The sequence below is a fragment of the Falsiruegeria litorea R37 genome (genome assembly GCF_900172225.1).
GTDB classification, from domain to species: Bacteria; Pseudomonadota; Alphaproteobacteria; order Rhodobacterales; family Rhodobacteraceae; genus Falsiruegeria; species Falsiruegeria litorea.
Window position 1 is genome coordinate 2,017,718 of the sequence record NZ_FWFO01000001.1, and the last position, 18,295, is coordinate 2,036,012.

An 18,295-nucleotide genomic window follows, 5' to 3' on the forward strand; every position below is an offset into this window, starting at 1 on the left:
TGGATGCCCGTTCTTATCTATCGGGCATCCAAACGGAGACGACCATGACCTCGCGCCGCCACATCGCTCGCGACATTTCTTACGCTCATTCGGCTGCCACTAAGGGCGGGCGCACTGTCATTCGGCTGATGGAGAACTCCACCGGGCGGATCGGCCTGATCAAGCGAGCGGACGGGTATGAGCGGGACGTGGCAAACGGGCGTGACTTCTGGTCGGTGATGGTCGAGCGTTATGGCCTGTCGTTGGATGTGATCGGCGGATCACTATCGAACATCCCACAGGACGGCCCGCTGATCCTGATTGCAAATCACCCCTATGGCATTCTCGATGGGCTGATGATGGGCCATATCCTGTCGCAAACGCGCGGCGATTTCCGCATTCTGGCGCATCGGGTGTTCCGCAAGGCCGAAGATATCAACCGGATCATCCTGCCGATCTCGTTTGACCAGACGAAAGAGGCGATGAAGCTGAACCTGGACACGCGCAAGACCTCGCTGAACTATCTTGGTCGGGGCGGCGCGATCGGGATCTTTCCGGGGGGCACCGTCAGCACTGCGGTCAAGCCATTTGGTCAGCCTATGGATCCCGGTTGGCGCGGGTTTACTGCGCGAATGGTGGGCAAATCGAACGCCACGGTTGTCCCGGTTTACTTCGACGGCCACACCAGTCGCCTGTTCCAGATCGCCAGCCATCTGCACAACACTCTGCGCATGGGGCTTTTGATCAAAGAGTTCAAAAAGCGCGTCGATACGCCGGTGAAAGTTGTGGTGGGAGACCCCATTGGCCGTGACATTCTGGACCCGATGGCAAAAGATAGCCGCGCGATGATGGATTTCCTGCGCAAAGCCACGTATGAGCTGTCTCCGAAGCCGTTGAAGTCTTACGACTACGGCTATGAGTTTGAGGAACGGCATCGCGCCTAAGGGGCAAATGGCAGTAGGTATCTTTGATTCTGGTCTGGGCGGGTTGACTGTCCTGAACGCGGCGCAAAAGCGGCTGCCTGACGTGGATTTTCTGTACTATGCAGACAGCGATCACGCGCCGTATGGCGTGCGTGATGCCGAAGATATCTTTCAGCTCACCAACAAGGCGGTGCATCATCTTTGGGATGCGGGCTGTAACCTGGTGATCCTGGCTTGCAATACCGCCAGTGCGGCGGCGCTGCGCCGGATGCAGGAGGCGGGCGTGCCCGAGGGCAAACGGGTGCTGGGTGTGTTCGTGCCGCTGATCGAAGCACTGACCGAGCGGAACTGGGGCGACAACTCTCCGCCGCGTGAGGTGGAAACCAAGCACGTCGCTTTGTTTGCCACGCCCGCGACCGTGATGAGCCGCGCCTTTCAGCGGGAACTCGCGTTCCGTGCGATTGGTGTGGACGTCGAAGCGCAGGCCTGCGGCGGTGTTGTCGATGCTATCGAAGACGGCGACATGATCCTCGCCGAAGCATTGGTGCGCTCGCATGTCGAAGCGCTGCAACGCAAAATGCCGCACCCCCAAGCGGCTATTCTGGGCTGCACACATTATCCACTGATGGAAGAGGCGTTTCAGACCGCATTGGGCCCGGACGTCAAGGTGTTCAGCCAAGGGCGGCTCGTGGCCGATTCATTGGCCGACTATCTGGATCGTCACCCGCATATGCTGGGTTCTGGCGATGCGGGTTTTCTGACCACGGGCAACCCGAACCGCGTCAGTGACCGGGCGACGCAGTTCCTCCGACGACAAATCACCTTTCAAGCCGCTTGACGCTGATCAAGGACGGCGGGCATCTTGCCCGGTAACTCCGGACCGCAGCGCGCGGTCCATGACTGCACGACATATGAAGAGAAGAGGTCTGACATGACCCACAAGATCGCAATTCTGGGCGCCAGCGGGTACACCGGCGCCGAACTGGTGCGGCTGATCGCCGAACACCCGAACATGGACATCGTGGCGCTTGCCGCCGAGCGTAAGGCGGGCATGAGCATGGCCCAGGTGTTCCCGCACTTGCGCCACATGAACTTGCCGGATCTGTGCAAGATCAGCGAGATCGATTTCAGCCAGATCGACCTATGTTTCTGCGCCTTGCCGCACAAGACCAGCCAAGAGGTCATTCGCGAGCTGCCCAAGACCCTGAAGATCGTCGACCTGTCGGCGGATTTCCGGCTACGTGACCCGGCGGAGTATGAAAAGTGGTACGGCAACCCGCACGTCGCTTTGGAACAGCAGGAAGAGGCCGTATATGGCCTGACCGAGTTCTATCGTGATGATATCCGGTCGGCGCGGTTGGTGGCTGGTACAGGCTGTAACGCGGCCACGGGTCAGTATGTGCTGCGGCCGCTGATCGCGGCGAATGTGATTGATTTGGACGACATCATTCTGGACCTCAAATGCGCCGTGTCTGGCGCGGGACGGAGCCTGAAGGAAAACCTGCTGCATGCCGAGCTGAGCGAGGGCTATAACGCCTATGCCGTTGGCGGCACCCACCGGCACCTGGGCGAGTTCGATCAGGAGTTTTCAAAGATCGCGGGCCGGACGGTGCATGTGCAGTTCACACCGCATCTGGTTCCTGCAAACCGGGGTATTCTGGCGACAACTTACGTTCACGGTGATCCGCAGAGCATTTATGAGACGCTGTGCCACGCCTACGAAAACGAACCCTTCATCCAGATGTTGCCGTTTGGCGAGGCGCCGTCGACGCATCATGTGCGCGGCTCGAACTTCTGCCACATTGGGGTGACGGCGGATCGGATCGAACGACGCGCCATCGTGATCGGGGCCTTGGATAACCTGACAAAAGGTAGCAGTGGCCAGGCCTTGCAGAACGCCAACCTGATGTTAGGTGAGGACGAGACGCGCGGCCTGATGATGGCGCCCCTGTTCCCGTAACTCTGACGCGGAGGAAGACATGAAGTCGCTCAAGAAGCAGCGCCGCATCCAGGTGATCATTTTGACCATCGTGGCCCTGATCGTGGCCACCGGGCTGATCGGCTATGCCATGCGCGATGGCATCAACTTCTTCCGCGCGCCCAGCCAGATAATGGCCGAACCACCAGCCCCGACCGAAGTGTTCCGCATCGGCGGCCTGGTCGAGGAAGGAAGCATCGAACGTGGCGAGGGGACGGTTGTACGTTTTGCCGTGACAGATGGCGGGGCAACGGTTCCGGTCGAATTCTCGGGCGTTTTGCCGGACCTGTTTGCCGAGAACCAAGGCATGGTCGGCACTGGAAAATACGTCAACGGTGTCTTTCAGGCCTCTGAAATTCTTGCGAAACATGACGAAACCTATATGCCCAAGGAAGTTGTCGATGCTTTGAAGGAGCAGGGCGTGTATCAAGGCCAGGACAGCTGAAGGCAGCTGGCGCCGCCTGCCTGCGGCGCTCGTATTTGGAACAAGAAGAAACAAGGGGCGTTGCTTTGGCAGCGCCCTTGTTCTTTTGGCGCCGTTAACCGGGCTGTGGCGTGATCTACGTCTATTCTGATGTAGGACCAACTCAATGCTGACAGTGGAACAGATCGCAGAAGAGATCGTTGCCCGCGAGGGCGGCTATGTGAATGATCCCGATGATCCGGGCGGGGCGACCAAGTTTGGTGTCACGATCCATACAATGCGGCGGTTGGGGATGGATCTAACTGGTGATGGCCGGGTTTCGGTTGCGGACGTCAAGGCGTTGAGCCGGACGCAGGCGGTCGAGATTTTTGTCGATCACTATTTCAACCGTCCCCGGATCAACCGCTTGCCCAAGATCATTCAGCCTTCGGTCTTTGACATGTATGTCAACGCAGGCGGAAATGCGGTGAAAATTCTGCAGCGACTGCTGCGGGACATGGGGTTTGCGGTTTCGGTCGATGGTGCCTTGGGGCCACAGACCGAGGGGGCGGCGGCGAAGGCGGCAGAGCAGGGCGCATTGGCTTTTCGGGATGCTTATGGCGTCGCACGTCGGAACTACTACTTCCGGCTGGCAGACCAGCGCGTACAAAGCCGCAAATACGCCCGTACACGGCGTGGCGATAAAGGCGGCTGGATCAAACGGGCCGAAGAATTCATCTCGCCGCGCTATCACCTGACAGAGGCTCAATTTCAGAAAAGGGTAGGGGCATGGGGTTGATCGCGGGCATGTTTGAGTTGCTGTTTGGGGGCGGGCGCAATGTGGTGCGCGAAACGGCTGAGGTGTTTCGCGAAAACGCCGAAGCCGGAGCGCAGCGCTCGCAAACGGTCCAGGCGCAAGCGATGACCCAATTCGGTGCCGAATTTGCTGTGCCACGCAAGGGCTGGTTTGATCGCTTCATGGATGGGCTCAATCGCTTGCCGCGTCCTGCCCTGGCGCTTGGGACGTTGGGGTTGTTCGTTTCCGCCATGGTCGATCCGCTGTGGTTTTCGGCGCGCATGCAAGGCATTGCGCTGGTGCCGGAGCCACTTTGGTGGCTGCTGGGGGTAATTGTGTCGTTCTATTTCGGCGCGCGTCATCAGGCCAAAATGCAGGACCTGCAACGCGATCTGGCCGACACCATGACCCGCGCGCCGCAGGTCATGGCCAATATCGCGACCTTGCAGCAGATGCGCTCGGACAGTCCCGGTGCAGCGAACCCCATTGAGGATCAACGCACAGTTGCCAAGGCCGTGACCCCGGGCGAGAACCCGGCGCTGGAGGATTGGAAAGCCTTGCAACGCACGTCTGGTTGAGGCGCGACACTATGCGCTGACATGGTGCACGAAAGCGATTGGACCGCCCCCTTGGGCGGTCTATACATTTGGATATGATTACAGAACTCGGTCACTTCGCCCTTATCCTGGCCTTCATGGTCGCAATCGTGCAGACGATCGTGCCCATGGTGGGTGCACACAAACGCTGGTCCGGCTGGATGGCTGTGGCGGAACCTGCCGCAAATGCGCAGTTTCTTTTGACTGGGTTTGCGTTTGCCGCGCTGATGTGGGCCTTTGTCACTTCGGATTTTTCGCTGCGCCTGGTGGTGCTCAACAGCCATTCGGCCAAGCCGATGCTTTACAAGATCAGCGGCACATGGGGGAACCACGAAGGCTCAATGCTTCTCTGGGTGCTGATCGTAACCCTGTTTGGTGCCATGGCGGCCTGGTTCGGAGGCGGGTTGCCACCTGGGCTGCGCGCACGGGTATTAAGCGTGCAGGCGGCGATTGCGGTGGCCTTCTTTGCCTTCATCCTGTTTACGTCGAACCCGTTTTTGCGCATGGCAGTTCCCCCATTTGACGGACAGGATCTGAACCCGCTGCTGCAGGACCCTGGCTTGGCCTTCCACCCGCCGTTTCTGTATCTGGGCTATGTGGGCCTGAGCATGTCGTTTTCCTTCGCTGTTGCGGCCTTGATCGAAGGCCGCGTTGACGCCGCGTGGGGCCGTTGGGTGCGTCCATGGACGCTGGCGGCCTGGGTGTTCCTGACCATCGGTATCGCGCTTGGATCGTGGTGGGCTTATTACGAGCTTGGCTGGGGCGGGTTCTGGTTCTGGGATCCGGTAGAAAACGCCTCTTTCATGCCGTGGTTGCTGGCGGCTGCGTTGCTGCATTCCGCCATCGTGGTCGAAAAGCGCGAGGCGCTGAAAAGCTGGACCATCCTGCTGGCGATCTTGGCGTTTGGATTCTCGTTGATCGGGACATTCATCGTGCGCTCGGGGTTGCTGACCTCGGTCCATGCCTTTGCCAATGATCCTGAGCGGGGCGTGTTCATCCTGTTGATCCTGGCATTCTTTACGGGCGGGGCATTGACGCTTTTTGCGGCCCGCGCGCAGGAGATGGAGGCCAAGGGTGTCTTTGGCATTGTCAGCCGTGAAAGCGCGCTGGTGGTGAACAACATCCTGCTCGCAGTCAGCTGTTTCGTTGTGTTCTTTGGCACCATGTGGCCCATCATCGCCGAGATGTTCTTTGACCGAAAACTCTCGGTGGGACCGCCGTTTTTCAACGCTGCGTTCACACCGTTCATGGTTCTGCTGGGTCTGGCGTTGCCGATCGGATCGATGTTGCCGTGGAAACGTGGGCGGCTGGGACGCACGGCCTGGTCATTGCGCTATGCCTTTGTCCTGTCAGTGGCTTTGGGCGTTCTGGTCTGGGCGATGCAGACCGGGCAGAGCGCGCTTGGCCCGGTGGGACTGTTCCTTGGCGCCTGGGTCGTTTCCGGGGCCGCGATGGATCTGTGGAGCCGTACGGGCCGAACCGGTCGCCTGGGGCGTCTGATGCGCCTGCCGCGTGCCGATTGGGGCAAGGCGGTCGCGCATGCGGGTCTGGGCATCACAATTTTCGCCGTCGCCGGTCTGACCGCCTGGGAAGAGGAAGACATTCGTGTTGTCCAGTTCAATGAACCCTTTGAGGTTGGCGGCTTTACCTTGACCCTTGAAGGGGTCGAGCGTTTGCCAGGGCCGAACTACATCTCGACGATGGGGTTCGTGCAGCTTGAAAAGGACGGGCGCGAGATTGCCATGCTGACGCCCGAGAAACGCGATTACCCCGTCGCCCGTATGCCAACGACCGAAGCGGCGATTGACTATCGCCTGATGCGGGACGTTTACGTGGTAATCGGGGATCAGCAGAGCAATGGCGGCTGGACGGTGCGCACCTATATCAAACCCTTTGCCAACTGGATCTGGGGCGGCTGTATCCTGATGGCACTTGGTGGCTTCATCAGCTTGTCTGATCGCCGATTCCGGGTGGCTGCTGGGGCCCGCAAGGCCCCCGAAGGCGGAGTGCCCGCAGAATGATCCGTTTCCTGACCTTGTGTGCAGTACTGCTGGCTTGCGCCTTGTCGCCGCTGTCTGTTGGGGCCGTTGAACCTGACGAAGTGTTGGATGACCCGGTGCTGGAGCAGCGCGCTCGGGATCTGAGCCAGGGGTTGCGCTGCCTTGTCTGCCGAAACGAGAGCATCGATGAAAGCAACGCCGACCTTGCACGCGATCTGCGGCTATTGGTGCGCGAGCGTCTGGTGGCCGGTGACAGCAACGAAGAGGCCATAGATTTTATCGTCGATCGCTATGGTGAATATGTTTTGTTGAAACCCACGGTCACCGGGGCCAATTGGCTGTTGTGGGCAGCGGGGCCGATCATGTTGCTGATCGCCGCCGGTGTTGGCTTTCTTTACCTGCGTGGCCGCTCGACAGCGGCACCAGTGCCCGAGGAAGAACTGAGCGATGACGAAGCGGCGCGGCTGAAAGAAATTCTCAAGGATTGACGCACCGTCCCCCTTTTGTCTGAACCGCGCCTGGGTCAGGCTGCGTCAAAACCTGCATATCTGAAGGCCATTGTCATGGAATACCAAACCATCACGCTCGACATCACTGACGGTCTGGCCGTTCTGATGCTCAACCGCCCGGACAAGATGAACTCGCTTACCTCGCAGATGCGGGCCGAGATCACCTATGCCATGCGCGAGGCTGCCAAGACCGCGCGGGCCATCGTGCTGACCGGGGCAGGCGGGGCGTTCTGCACGGGCCAGGATCTGGGCGACGCTGGATCCTCGGGTAAGATCGACCTGGAGCGGACTTTGCGCGATGAATACACACCCATGCTGGAGGCGATCTATGGTTGCCCGGTGCCGACCATCGCGGCGGTAAATGGTCCTGCAGCGGGCGCGGGTGCGAGCCTGGCCTTGGCCACAGATGTAGTGATCGCCAGCGAAAGCGCCTATTTCCTGCAGGCTTTTGCACGCATCGGCCTGATGCCGGACGCTGGTGGCACCTGGTTCATGCCGCGTCAGATGGGCATGGCCAAGGCGATGGGGGCAGCCTTGTTCGCCGATAAGATCACCGCACGGCAGGCGGATGAGTGGGGGATGATTTGGGAGGCGGTTTCGGATGATGCGTTTGACGCCCATTGGCGCAAGCGCGCCGCGAGCCTCGCCAACGGGCCGACCGCAGCATATGGCGCGATCAAGAAAGCGATCCGGGGAACCTATGAGAATGCTCTGCCAGATCAGCTCAATCGCGAGGCGCATTTGCAGGGTGAATGCGGGCGGACACGGGACTTTCAGGAAGGTGTTGTGGCCTTCATGCAAAAACGCCCAGCCGAGTTCGAGGGACGCTGAGGGTAGAACTGGGGCTCTGCCCCAGACCCCGGGATATTTTCAGCAAGAGGAAGAGGGGAGCGCCGTTTGACGCTCCCTTTGTCGTTTACGCGCGACGGCGGCGGCGGGTGCGGCGTTCGGGTGCGGCCTCGTCGCCGGTGCCATCGCTGGCTGACGTGAAGGGGCCGAGCTTATCGGTGATCTGATCCAACGTCGGGCGGTCACCGCGTGATGTGGTGTCCAGGGCTTCGCGCATCGCGCGCAGGTGCGCGGGCATGGTGCCACAGCAACCGCCGATGACTTTGGCGCCCGAGTTGCGCGCCATCACCGCGTATTCGCCCATCAATTCGGGCGTGCCATCATAGTGGATGTGGCCGTCGACGTATTTCGGGATGCCCGCGTTGCCTTTGGAAATGATCGGACGCTCGGTCCCTTGGGCGGCAAAGCCCAGAACGGTGCGCAGGATGTCGGACGAGCCGGTGCCGCAGTTGGCGCCAAAGGCCAGCGGCGCGTTTGGCAGGCTTTCGACCAGCTGCACCATATCGGCGGATGTCACGCCCATCATCGTACGACCAGCGGTATCAAAGCTCATGGTGCCGACCCAGGGCATGTCGGCCAGGGCAAAGGCTTCGGCGGCAGCGCGGTATTCTTCGGGCGCAGAAATGGTCTCGAGCCACAGAACGTCAACGCCGCCCTCTTTCAGACCCTCGGCCTGTTCCTGGAACATCTCGACCGCAGCAGCGTGGCTGAGTGCGCCGACCGGCTCCATGATCTCGCCGGTGGGACCAACCGAACCTGCAACGATGATCTTGCGGCCTGCCTTGTCTGCCACTTCGCGACCCAATTCGGCACCCGCACGGTTCAGTTCGCGCACGCGGTCTTGGGCGTCGTGCAGTTTCAAGCGCGCGGCGGTGCCACCAAATGTGTTGGTCAGAAACAGATCGCTGCCCGCATCGACCGAACCCTGATAGAGCGCGCGGATCTTTGCGGGCTCGTCCACGTTCCACAACTCGGGCGCATCGCCCGACTGCAGGCCCATGTTGAACAGGTTGGTGCCGGTTGCGCCATCAGCAAGGATGACATCGTGGCTTTCCAGCATGGCGGAGAACGCATTGGTCATGATCGTGTTCCTGAGAAAAGGGGGCCGGAATCCGAGCCCGGAAATACAGACACCCCGTCTCTCATGAACGGGGTGTCAAATCAAATTCATAAAACTCATGAAGATCATGAGCCCATCAGCAAGTCGGCTTAGCCAACCTCATTCATGATCTGCTCTTTGGCTTCCGGCATCAGCTCGGCCATCTTGGCGCGAATGGCATCTGCGTCGGCGATACCATTCAGATCTCCCTCGACCTTGCGCACGACATCTTCGTGGCCGGCCTCTTCGAAATCGGCCAGAACAACGCTCTTGGCATATTCTGCGGCTTCGTCACCGGATTTGCCCATCAGCTCTGCGGCCCATAGACCCACCAGCTTGTTGCGGCGCGCAACGGCTTTGAATTGCATTTCCTCGTCATGCGCGAACTTGTTTTCAAACGCATTTTCGCGATCGTCGAATGTGCTCATTGGATAGGCCCTTTTGTCCGTAAAACCGTTGATCAACATATGACGCCGGACAATCATATCTGCAAGAGGGCGCACCCAACTTGCGACACTGCGGCGCTTGCACTATGAGAGCCCCAAAGCGGGGGGACTCATTTCCCCACACATCCTGGAAAGGTTGCCCATGGCACGTCGCAAGAAGATCTACGAAGGCAAAGCCAAGACCCTGTACGAAGGCCCCGAACCGGGCACCATCGTGCAGTATTTCAAGGATGACGCCACCGCCTTTAACGCCGAGAAGAAGGACGTGATCGAAGGCAAGGGTGTTCTGAACAACCTGCTGAGCGAGTATTTCATGGTTGGACTGGGGCAGGTGGGTGTGCCGACGCACTTCCTGAAGCGGTTGAACATGCGCGAGCAGCTGGTCCGTTCGTGCGAAATCGTGCCGCTGGAAGTGATCGTGCGCAACTATGCCGCCGGCACCATGTCCAAGCGTCTTGGCATTGCCGAGGGCACACAGCTGCCGCGCCCGATCGTGGAATATTGCTACAAGGACGACAGCCTTGGTGATCCGCTGGTCACTGAAGAGCATATCGCCGCATTCGGCTGGGCCAGCCAGCAGGACATGGATGACATCCTAAGCCTGGCTCTGCGGGTGAACGACTTCCTGTCGGGCATCATGTATGGCGTCGGCATCAAGCTGATCGACTTCAAGATCGAGATCGGCCGCATCTATGACGGGGATTTCCAGCGTTTGGTGGTGGCGGACGAAATCAGCCCCGACAGTTGCCGCCTGTGGGACATCAAGACCGAACAGAAGCTGGACAAGGACGTGTTCCGCCGCGATCTGGGCAGTCTCACCGACGCCTATTCCGAGGTCGCGCGCCGTCTGGGCCTGATGCCGAACAATCCGGCCTCGATCACCAAGCCGACACTGATCAACTGAACTCTGCGCCTCGTTGAGGCCGAGACCAATAAACAAGATGAAACCTGATGAAGGTTTCGAACCTGAGCCAAAGGACGACGCGACATGAAAGCACGGGTGCATGTGATGCTGAAAAACGGGGTTCTGGACCCGCAGGGCGAGGCCGTGCGCCACGCGTTGGGTGCCATGGGCTTTGACAAGGTAGAAGGCGTGCGTCAGGGCAAGGTGATCGACCTGGATCTGGCCGCGGGCGCGACAGAGGCGGATGTCACTGCCATGTGCGAAAAGCTGCTGGCCAACACCGTGATCGAATCCTACAGCATCGAGATGCAGGGATGAAGGCGGCGGTCATAGTCTTCCCGGGTTCGAACTGTGACCGCGATCTGGCGGTTGCGTTTGAACAGGCAGGGTTTGATGTCTCGATGGTCTGGCACAAGGACAACGCGCTGCCCGAGGGCGTCGACATCGTTGGCGTGCCGGGCGGGTTCTCGTATGGTGACTATCTGCGCTGCGGTGCCATTGCCGCGCAATCGCCGATCTGCAAGGCGGTGGCCGCGCATACCGAGCGTGGCGGCTATGCTTTTGGTGTCTGCAACGGCTTTCAGGTGTTGACCGAAACCGGCATCCTGCCGGGGGCGCTGCTGCGCAATGCGGGCCTGAAATACATCTGCAAGACCGTGGGCCTGAAAGTGGAAACCAGCGACAGCGCTTTCACCGAAGGCTACAACGCAGGCGATGTGATCGGCATTCCGATCGCGCACCATGATGGCAACTATTTCGCCGATGACGAAACCCTGGCCGCGCTGCGCGATCAGGACCGGATCGCCTTCACCTATACCGAGAACCCCAATGGATCGCTGGGCGATATCGCCGGCATCCTGTCGGAAAACCGTCGTGTGCTTGGCATGATGCCGCACCCCGAGCGGGCGGCGGATGAGGGCCACGGTGGCACCGACGGAACGGCGCTCTTCCGCGCATTGGCGGGCGTTCTGACCCCGGCCTGACTTGAGTAGATGGCCCCGGGCGCGTAGCGTGGGGCCATGAACACGACCCCAGGGAATACAACGGAACCTGCATTGGCTTGGCCCAGATCCACAGCGATCAGTTGGCGTGTGCGGCTGGCTTTGGTCGTTCTTCTGGTGGTGGCAACGGCGACAGTCTGGGTCACCAACCGTCTGCTGACCGACCGATTTACCGAAAGCACCCGAAACCGGGCCGAGCTGCGCCTGACGCTTTACTCCGGCAACCTGCTGAGTGAACTGCGCCGAAATGCCATCGTGCCGCAGCTTTTGGCGCGGGACCCCACGCTGATTTCTGCACTGCAATCCAACGACTTCAGCCGCTCGACCCAACGGCTGATCTCTTTCGTTGAAGAGATCGGCGCGGCGTCTTTGATGCTGTTGGATTCAGATGGCCGAACAGTGGCCGCCACGGATCGCAACCGTCTGGGTGAACCTCATCGGGGTGAGCCGCATTTCGTCGATGCGATGCGGGCCAACGCGACCGTGTTCACCGTGCTCCCGCGCGAGGCGGGTGGATACAGCTTTACCTACGCACGACGGCTTGAAGATGGGGCCGAGGTTCTGGGCGTCATCGTGGTTGAGGTGGACCTCGCCAAGTTCGAGCGGGCCTGGGCCGGGATTTCCGACGCGGTGATGGTCACGGACAGTACAGGTTCGATCATTCTGGCGACCGAGCCGCGTTGGCGCGGGTTGAATGAGGCCGAGGCCCTGCAACGCCAGACACCGCAGGGGGCCATTCAACGGGCTATTCGGGTGACAGCGGATTGGACGGCCCTGCCGGCCGACGCCTATCTGCAAGGCGAAGCGGTGATGCGCATGGAAAGCCGTATCCCGTTCCGCGGCTGGCAGATGACGTCGTTCACCACCTATGCCTCGATCCGCGAACGGGTGAACGGCGTGCTGGCGCTGGAAATTATGGGATTCGCGATTCTGTTGGCGCTGGCCTTTTATGCGCTTAGTCGAAAGACCGCCGTGCGCATGGCGCTGTTTCAGCGCGAGTCGGCAGAGCTTCGCGCATTGAACGCGCGGCTCCAGCGGGAAATTGCTGAACGGGAACGGGTGCAAAAGACGCTGGAAGTGGCAGAACAGAGCCTCGCGCAGAGTTCGAAACTCGCGGCTTTGGGCGAGATGTCAGCGGCCGTCAGCCACGAGCTGAACCAGCCACTGGCCGCGATGAAAACCTATTTGGCCGGCGCGCGATTGCTCTTGCGCCGCAACCGTCCCGAAGAGGCTTTGGCGAGTTTTGGTCGCATCGACGGGCTGATCGAACGGATGGGGGCGATCACGCGGCAACTCAAGTCATATGCGCGCAAGGGCGGAGAGACGCTTTCGCCTGTAAACATGGGCGATGCACTGGCAGCCTCGCTGTCAATGATGGAGCCGCAGCTGCGTCAACGTCAGGTGCAGATCACGCAAATTCTGCCGGATGATCAGGTGCAGGTGATGGGCGACCGGCTGCGGATCGAGCAGGTTATGGTAAACCTCTTGCGCAATGCGCTCGACGCCACCAAATCAGTACGAGACCCCGAGGTGGAAATCATTCTGGCCGCAGGGGAAACCGCGACGCTGACCGTGCGCGACAATGGCCAGGGCATCGAGGACTTCGATGCCCTGTTCGAGCCGTTCTACACCACCAAGCAACCGGGCGACGGTGTGGGTCTGGGTCTTGCCATCTCGTCGGGGATCGTGAACGACCTTGGCGGGCGCCTGACGGCGCGCAACGGGCAAAACGGCGGTGCGGTCTTTGAAATGCAGCTGCCGATTCTAGAGGGCGGCCTTGAAGCCGCGGAATGACGAGGTACCAGTATGGCACAGGCCATGAAAATCGCGATTGTCGACGACGAACAGGATATGCGCCAATCCATCAGCCAGTGGCTTGCCCTGTCGGGCTATGACACCGAAACCTTTGGCAGCGCCGAAGAGGCGCTCAAGGTGCTGGGGCCGGACTATCCTGGAATCGTAATCTCGGACATCAAGATGCCGGGTATAGACGGGATGCAGTTCCTGAAGAAGCTGATGGGCTCGGACAGCACCCTGCCGGTGATCATGATCACCGGGCATGGCGACGTACCCATGGCGGTCGAGGCGATGCGCGTTGGCGCGTTCGATTTTCTGGAAAAGCCCTTTAACCCCGACCGGATGTCAGAGCTTGCCAAACGCGCGACCAACGCGCGGCGGCTCACCCTCGACAACCGGGCGCTGCGCCGCGAGCTGAGCGATGGCACCCAGCTGATGAACAAGCTGATCGGTGCCAGCCCGGTGATGGAGCGCCTGAAAGAGGATATTCTGGATCTCGGCCAAGCTGACGGTCACGTTCTGATCGACGGCGAGACCGGAACAGGCAAGACGTTGGTGGCCCATGCGTTGCATGCGGTTGGCAGTCGCGCCGGCAAGAAATTCGTCCTGGTCTCGTGCGGAGCTCTGGAAGAAGAAGCGCTGACCAAGCGCCTGTTTGGTCCAATGCTGCCCGAAGACACGCAATTGCCCGCCATCGAAGAGGCCCGCGGTGGCACCTTGGTGCTCGAAGATATCGAGGCGCTCAGCGACACGCTACAGGCGCGGCTGCTCAATGTGATTAACGAGCAGGGCACACCGGCCGAGACGCGCATCATCGCCATCTCGAACCTGCAAGAGGCGGGCCGCACTTGCGAAGACGCCCTGCGCCCGGATCTGTTCTATCGCCTGGCCGCGCTGCGCCTGACCATGCCGCCACTGCGTCAACGGGGCGAGGATATCTTGTCGCTTTTCACCCGTTTGAGTGAGCAGTTCGCGGATGAATACGGCTGCGATGCTCCGCAGGTCAGCGCACAAGAAGCCGCACAGCTGTTGCAGGCGCCTTGGCCGGGGAACGTGCGCCAGTTGATCAATATCGCCGAGCGCGCGGTGCTGCAGGCGCGTCGTGGATCGGGCACCATCGCATCGCTGTTGATGTCCGATCACGAGGAAATGCAGCCGGTCATGACAACCGAGGGCAAGCCGCTCAAGGAGTATGTCGAGGCGTTTGAGCGCATGCTCATCGACAACACCATGCGCCGCCACAAGGGCTCTATCGCCTCCGTGATGGAAGAACTTTGCCTGCCGCGCCGAACCTTGAACGAAAAGATGGCGAAATACGGCCTGCAACGGTCCGACTATCTGTAAATACCGGCCGAGGGGGGCAGCCCCCCTCGGCCGCCTTCGGCAGCATTCATCGCCGCCGTATTTTCAACAAGAAGAAGAGCAAGCATCGCACTGTTCGCGTTGCCGCGGCTTGAAGATGCATTGACCTATTGTCTTTTCCACAGGCTTGGTCTTATGGTGACCGGACGGGCGTTGCGAATGTCGCATAGTAAGTCCCCGACTTGAGATTCGCTGTTTGATCCTACCCGGCAAGCCCCGTGGCGATCGAACAGACCGATTGAGCCCTGCATAGGTTGCGACTTGTTCAGGGCAATGTAGTGCCTTCGCCCCACATGGGGTGAAAGGAAATAATGGGCAGGCGCCGGGACAAACCCCGCCTGTCGGAGAAGAACCGCGATGACGCGCGCGCAAGATACGAGACATCGGGCAGGGGGCCAATTGGTCAGACCCTGCCGCGCGCCGTCTGATATCGCCCCAAAAAGCCACCCCTTCAATCTAACCGGACCACCTGGACAGGTCAGGTTCGGCAGGTTGCGGCGGTGCACCAAGGTAACATGGCAAAGAAGATGCTTATCGATGCCACCCACGCCGAGGAAACTCGGGTTGTGGTGGTCGACGGAAACAAGGTCGAGGAGTTCGATTTTGAATCCGAAAACAAACGCCAGCTCGCTGGCAACATCTACCTCGCAAAGGTAACACGGGTCGAACCATCGCTGCAGGCGGCGTTTGTGGACTATGGCGGCAACCGTCATGGGTTCTTGGCCTTTTCCGAAATCCACCCGGATTACTATCAGATCCCGGTCGCGGACCGCGAAGCTCTGATGGAAGAAGAACGCGCTTACGCCGAAGCGATGAAAGCGCGTGACGAGGAAGAAGAGACCAAGCCAAAGCGCAAGCCCCGCTCGCGGTCCAAGTCCAAAGCAGCCAAAGTCACGACCGAGGATGCCGTCGAGACCAAAGAGGTCGAAACCGAAATCAGCGGCATGGAAACCATCGACCTCACCGACGAGTCGGATGAGGTGGACGTGGTTGACCCGCTTGAGGGCAGCTCGCCCATGGAGCGGGTGGCTGATACTCCGGTCGAAGAGCCCGAGACCGCCGAGACGGATACGGCCGAGCCAGCAGTGGACACCACGGAAGCTCCTGCCGTTGAAGAGTCGGAAGCTGCGACTGAAGACGCCGCTGCAGAAGAAGCTGATGCTCCAAGTGCCGAAGAAGCCGCGGCTGAAGGGGCCGAGGCCCAGTCCGAAGAGACGACAGCTGAGGCAACGGATGCGGCGGAAGCCAAGGAACAGCCCACTGAAGCTGGGGCCGAGGAGGCGACTGCCGAGGCTGAGGCGGAAACCACCGAGGCCGAACAGGATGACGCCGACGAGGAAGAGACCGCACGCAAGGCCGATGCCACGTCCAAGGACGACAGCATTGAATCCGTAGCAGACGAAGACGACAGCGACGACATCCGTCCGCCGCGCAAACCGCGCCCGCGCCGTTACAAGATCCAGGAAGTCATCAAGGTCCGTCAGGTCCTGCTGGTGCAGGTCGTTAAAGAAGAGCGCGGCAACAAGGGCGCGGCCCTGACCACCTATCTGTCGCTGGCCGGTCGCTACTGCGTCCTGATGCCCAACACCGCCCGTGGTGGTGGCATCAGCCGCAAGATCACCAACGCCGCCGACCGTAAGAAACTGAAAGAGATCGCCGCCGAAATCGACGTGCCGACCGGCGCAGGCCTGATCGTGCGTACCGCCGGTGCCAAACGCACAAAGGCCGAGATCAAGCGCGACTATGAATACCTGCAACGCTTGTGGGAACAGATCCGCGAATTGACGCTCAAGTCGATCGCGCCCGCCAAGATCTATGAAGAAGGCGACCTGATCAAACGTTCGATCCGCGATCTTTATAACCGCGAAATCGACGAGGTCTTTGTCGAAGGCGAGCGTGGCTATCGCATCGCCAAGGACTTCATGAAGATGATCATGCCGTCCCACGCCAAGAACGTGAAACGGTACGAGGACGCGCTGCCCTTGTTTGCGCGCTATCAGGTGGAAAGCTATCTGGCGGGGATGTTCAACCCGACCGTGCAGCTGAAATCGGGCGGCTACATTGTCATCGGCGTGACCGAGGCTCTGGTTGCGATCGACGTCAACTCTGGCCGGGCCACCAAAGAAGGCTCGATCGAGGAAACCGCGCTCAAGACAAATTTGGAGGCGGCCGAAGAGGTCGCACGCCAGCTGCGTCTGCGCGACCTCGCAGGCCTGATCGTCATCGACTTCATCGACATGGACGAGCGCAAGAACAACGCCGCCGTCGAAAAGCGGATGAAGGACAAGCTCAAGACCGACCGCGCGCGCATCCAGGTGGGCCGCATCTCGGGCTTTGGCTTGATGGAGATGAGCCGCCAGCGTCTGCGCCCGGGCATGATCGAGGCGACAACGCAGCCGTGCCCCTCGTGCCACGGCACCGGCCTGATCCGCTCGGACGACAACATGGCGCTGTCGATCCTGCGTCAGATCGAAGAGGAAGGCACCCGCCGCCGCTCGCGCGAAGTTCTGGTGCGTTGCCCGGTGAACATCGCCAACTTCCTGATGAACCAGAAACGCGAGCACATCGCCCAGATCGAAGCGCGCTACGGCCTGTCCGTGCGCATCGAAGGCGACGTGCATCTGGTCAGCCCCGATTTCTCGCTTGAGAAGTTCAAGACCGCGACCCGCACCGTGCCCGAGGCAACAGCGCCGGTGGTATCGGTGGATACGTCACTGATGGATCAGATCGACGCTGACGAGGCGCAAGACGTCGAGGCAGAGGTCGAGGCAGCAGAGCCTGCGGATGCCGACGACAAACCCAAGCGTAAGCGACGTCGCCGCCGTCGGCGTCGTGGCGGAAACGGTGGAGATCAGGCCCAGGGTCACTCGGACTCGGAGGACGGCGACGAGCCCGAGACCAAAGCGGATGCGGAAGCTTCGGCTGAGGCCGAAGAGGCACCGGCGGCAGACGCAGAGCAAGCTGAGGCTGAAAAGTCTGACGCAGCGCCAGAAGCTGCCGAGGACGCGCCCAAGCCCAAACGCCGCCGCCGTTCGCGCAAAAAGGCCGAGGATACTGCGGATGACGTAAAGGCTGCTGAAGGTGATGACACAGCGCCTGTTGCCGGCGACGCTGTCGCGGATAGTGAAGACGCGGCCAAGAAAGAAGCCAAGCCGAAACGCCGCCGCACCCGCAAGAAGGCCGAGCCCGAAGCTGTTGCCGAAGACGCGGCTGCTGAGGCTCCGTTGGAAGAGGTCGCTGTGGACGTCGCTGGAGAGCCCGCTGCCGCAACCGATGCACCGCAAGCCCCGGCTGAGGTTGAGGAGGGGCCTGTGGCCGAGGCGGTCGAGGAGACGCCCGCCGAAGAGGCTGTGGCCGAGAAACCGGTTGAAGCCCCTGCCGCTGAAGATTTGGCTGTAGAAGAGACGGCGAATGAACCTGAGACACAGGACCAAGAGCCTATCGTCGCTGCGGTGGAGGAAGCCCCCGAAGCCGAAGCCCAAGAGCCGCAACCCGAACCGGTTCTGGAAACCGTAGCCGAGGAACCTGCGCCTGCGCCGGAACCGGCTGAACCGCCCAAGCCGAAAAAACGCGGCTGGTGGTCGCTGGGAAGCTGACCCCGCGTTTCAGTGCACTTGCATTGTGAAAAAAGAAAAAGCCCCCGGGGATTTCTT

17 protein-coding genes are annotated in these 18,295 nt (G+C 60.6%); 15 read left to right on the plus strand and 2 right to left on the minus strand.

The window, feature by feature from the left end; translation table 11 throughout:
* Nucleotides 1-44: 44 nt before the first annotated feature.
* The 9 genes from TRL7639_RS09845 to TRL7639_RS09885 all read left to right on the plus strand — a co-directional run bounded on the left by TRL7639_RS09845 (nucleotide 45) and on the right by TRL7639_RS09885 (nucleotide 8,015).
* Entirely contained in the window at nucleotides 45-923 is an 879-nt protein-coding gene (locus tag TRL7639_RS09845; RefSeq protein WP_085796356.1) for a lysophospholipid acyltransferase family protein, read from the plus strand.
* A gap of 7 nt (nucleotides 924-930) precedes the next feature.
* Nucleotides 931-1,740, plus strand: coding sequence for a glutamate racemase (locus TRL7639_RS09850; RefSeq protein WP_085795513.1), 810 nt, complete (start codon nucleotides 931-933; stop codon nucleotides 1,738-1,740).
* Nucleotides 1,741-1,833: 93 nt separating this feature from the next.
* The gene (gene argC / locus TRL7639_RS09855; RefSeq protein ID WP_085795514.1) at nucleotides 1,834-2,862 is read left to right on the plus strand and encodes an N-acetyl-gamma-glutamyl-phosphate reductase; all 1,029 of its coding nucleotides are present in this window, start codon (nucleotides 1,834-1,836) and stop codon (nucleotides 2,860-2,862) included.
* Between the two features lie 19 nt (nucleotides 2,863-2,881).
* Entirely contained in the window at nucleotides 2,882-3,325 is a 444-nt protein-coding gene (gene ccmE, locus TRL7639_RS09860) for a cytochrome c maturation protein CcmE (RefSeq protein ID WP_085795515.1), read from the plus strand.
* 145 nt (nucleotides 3,326-3,470) lie between these two features.
* Nucleotides 3,471-4,082, plus strand: coding sequence for a holin-associated N-acetylmuramidase (locus tag TRL7639_RS09865; protein ID WP_085795516.1), 612 nt, complete (start codon nucleotides 3,471-3,473; stop codon nucleotides 4,080-4,082).
* Nucleotides 4,073-4,657, plus strand: coding sequence for a holin family protein (locus tag TRL7639_RS09870; protein ID WP_085795517.1), 585 nt, complete (start codon nucleotides 4,073-4,075; stop codon nucleotides 4,655-4,657). Before TRL7639_RS09865 ends, TRL7639_RS09870 begins: the two co-directional genes overlap by 10 nt.
* 74 nt (nucleotides 4,658-4,731) lie before the next feature.
* Nucleotides 4,732-6,696, plus strand: a complete 1,965-nt coding sequence (locus tag TRL7639_RS09875; RefSeq protein ID WP_085795518.1) for a heme lyase CcmF/NrfE family subunit — start codon at nucleotides 4,732-4,734, stop codon at nucleotides 6,694-6,696.
* Nucleotides 6,693-7,163, plus strand: a complete 471-nt coding sequence (locus TRL7639_RS09880) for a cytochrome c-type biogenesis protein (protein ID WP_085795519.1) — start codon at nucleotides 6,693-6,695, stop codon at nucleotides 7,161-7,163. Before TRL7639_RS09875 ends, TRL7639_RS09880 begins: the two co-directional genes overlap by 4 nt.
* 75 nt (nucleotides 7,164-7,238) lie before the next feature.
* Nucleotides 7,239-8,015, plus strand: coding sequence for an enoyl-CoA hydratase-related protein (locus TRL7639_RS09885; RefSeq protein WP_085796357.1), 777 nt, complete (start codon nucleotides 7,239-7,241; stop codon nucleotides 8,013-8,015).
* A gap of 85 nt (nucleotides 8,016-8,100) precedes the next feature.
* Here the strand turns inward: TRL7639_RS09885 and bmt are convergent, their stop codons facing one another.
* Together bmt and TRL7639_RS09895 are read right to left on the minus strand one after the other, a co-directional pair.
* On the minus strand, nucleotides 8,101-9,114 hold the full coding sequence (gene bmt, locus TRL7639_RS09890) for a betaine--homocysteine S-methyltransferase (RefSeq protein WP_085795520.1): 1,014 nt from the start codon (nucleotides 9,112-9,114) through the stop codon (nucleotides 8,101-8,103).
* 128 nt (nucleotides 9,115-9,242) lie between these two features.
* On the minus strand, nucleotides 9,243-9,560 hold the full coding sequence (locus tag TRL7639_RS09895; protein WP_085796358.1) for a DUF1476 domain-containing protein: 318 nt from the start codon (nucleotides 9,558-9,560) through the stop codon (nucleotides 9,243-9,245).
* Nucleotides 9,561-9,720: 160 nt separating this feature from the next.
* Between TRL7639_RS09895 and purC the strand changes: the two genes are divergently transcribed.
* From purC to TRL7639_RS09925, 6 genes are all read left to right on the plus strand, one after another.
* The gene (purC, locus tag TRL7639_RS09900; protein WP_085795521.1) at nucleotides 9,721-10,482 is read left to right on the plus strand and encodes a phosphoribosylaminoimidazolesuccinocarboxamide synthase; all 762 of its coding nucleotides are present in this window, start codon (nucleotides 9,721-9,723) and stop codon (nucleotides 10,480-10,482) included.
* Between the two features lie 84 nt (nucleotides 10,483-10,566).
* Nucleotides 10,567-10,800: a phosphoribosylformylglycinamidine synthase subunit PurS gene (gene purS, locus TRL7639_RS09905; RefSeq protein ID WP_085795522.1), complete on the plus strand. Its 234-nt coding sequence runs from the start codon at nucleotides 10,567-10,569 to the stop codon at nucleotides 10,798-10,800.
* Complete coding sequence (purQ, locus tag TRL7639_RS09910) at nucleotides 10,797-11,465, plus strand: phosphoribosylformylglycinamidine synthase subunit PurQ (RefSeq protein WP_085795523.1); 669 nt, start codon at nucleotides 10,797-10,799, stop codon at nucleotides 11,463-11,465. The genes purS and purQ overlap by 4 nt, the downstream gene beginning before the upstream one ends.
* 36 nt (nucleotides 11,466-11,501) lie before the next feature.
* Nucleotides 11,502-13,277: a sensor histidine kinase gene (locus TRL7639_RS09915; protein WP_085795524.1), complete on the plus strand. Its 1,776-nt coding sequence runs from the start codon at nucleotides 11,502-11,504 to the stop codon at nucleotides 13,275-13,277.
* Nucleotides 13,278-13,289: 12 nt separating this feature from the next.
* Nucleotides 13,290-14,624 (plus strand): sigma-54-dependent transcriptional regulator, encoded by a 1,335-nt coding sequence (locus tag TRL7639_RS09920; protein WP_085795525.1) that lies wholly within the window; start codon nucleotides 13,290-13,292, stop codon nucleotides 14,622-14,624.
* Nucleotides 14,625-15,157: 533 nt separating this feature from the next.
* Nucleotides 15,158-18,238, plus strand: coding sequence for an Rne/Rng family ribonuclease (locus TRL7639_RS09925; protein WP_085795526.1), 3,081 nt, complete (start codon nucleotides 15,158-15,160; stop codon nucleotides 18,236-18,238).
* The last annotated feature ends 57 nt before the right edge of the window (nucleotides 18,239-18,295 follow it).

Coding starts and splice junctions, on each gene's coding strand:
- TRL7639_RS09845 (WP_085796356.1), top strand. CDS start 45: ATGACCTCGCGCCGCCACATCGCTCGCGACATTTCTTACGCTCATTCG.
- TRL7639_RS09850 (WP_085795513.1), top strand. CDS start 931: ATGGCAGTAGGTATCTTTGATTCTGGTCTGGGCGGGTTGACTGTCCTG.
- argC (WP_085795514.1), top strand. CDS start 1,834: ATGACCCACAAGATCGCAATTCTGGGCGCCAGCGGGTACACCGGCGCC.
- ccmE (WP_085795515.1), top strand. CDS start 2,882: ATGAAGTCGCTCAAGAAGCAGCGCCGCATCCAGGTGATCATTTTGACC.
- TRL7639_RS09865 (WP_085795516.1), top strand. CDS start 3,471: ATGCTGACAGTGGAACAGATCGCAGAAGAGATCGTTGCCCGCGAGGGC.
- TRL7639_RS09870 (WP_085795517.1), top strand. CDS start 4,073: ATGGGGTTGATCGCGGGCATGTTTGAGTTGCTGTTTGGGGGCGGGCGC.
- TRL7639_RS09875 (WP_085795518.1), top strand. CDS start 4,732: ATGATTACAGAACTCGGTCACTTCGCCCTTATCCTGGCCTTCATGGTC.
- TRL7639_RS09880 (WP_085795519.1), top strand. CDS start 6,693: ATGATCCGTTTCCTGACCTTGTGTGCAGTACTGCTGGCTTGCGCCTTG.
- TRL7639_RS09885 (WP_085796357.1), top strand. CDS start 7,239: ATGGAATACCAAACCATCACGCTCGACATCACTGACGGTCTGGCCGTT.
- bmt (WP_085795520.1), bottom strand. CDS start 9,114: ATGACCAATGCGTTCTCCGCCATGCTGGAAAGCCACGATGTCATCCTT.
- TRL7639_RS09895 (WP_085796358.1), bottom strand. CDS start 9,560: ATGAGCACATTCGACGATCGCGAAAATGCGTTTGAAAACAAGTTCGCG.
- purC (WP_085795521.1), top strand. CDS start 9,721: ATGGCACGTCGCAAGAAGATCTACGAAGGCAAAGCCAAGACCCTGTAC.
- purS (WP_085795522.1), top strand. CDS start 10,567: ATGAAAGCACGGGTGCATGTGATGCTGAAAAACGGGGTTCTGGACCCG.
- purQ (WP_085795523.1), top strand. CDS start 10,797: ATGAAGGCGGCGGTCATAGTCTTCCCGGGTTCGAACTGTGACCGCGAT.
- TRL7639_RS09915 (WP_085795524.1), top strand. CDS start 11,502: ATGAACACGACCCCAGGGAATACAACGGAACCTGCATTGGCTTGGCCC.
- TRL7639_RS09920 (WP_085795525.1), top strand. CDS start 13,290: ATGGCACAGGCCATGAAAATCGCGATTGTCGACGACGAACAGGATATG.
- TRL7639_RS09925 (WP_085795526.1), top strand. CDS start 15,158: ATGGCAAAGAAGATGCTTATCGATGCCACCCACGCCGAGGAAACTCGG.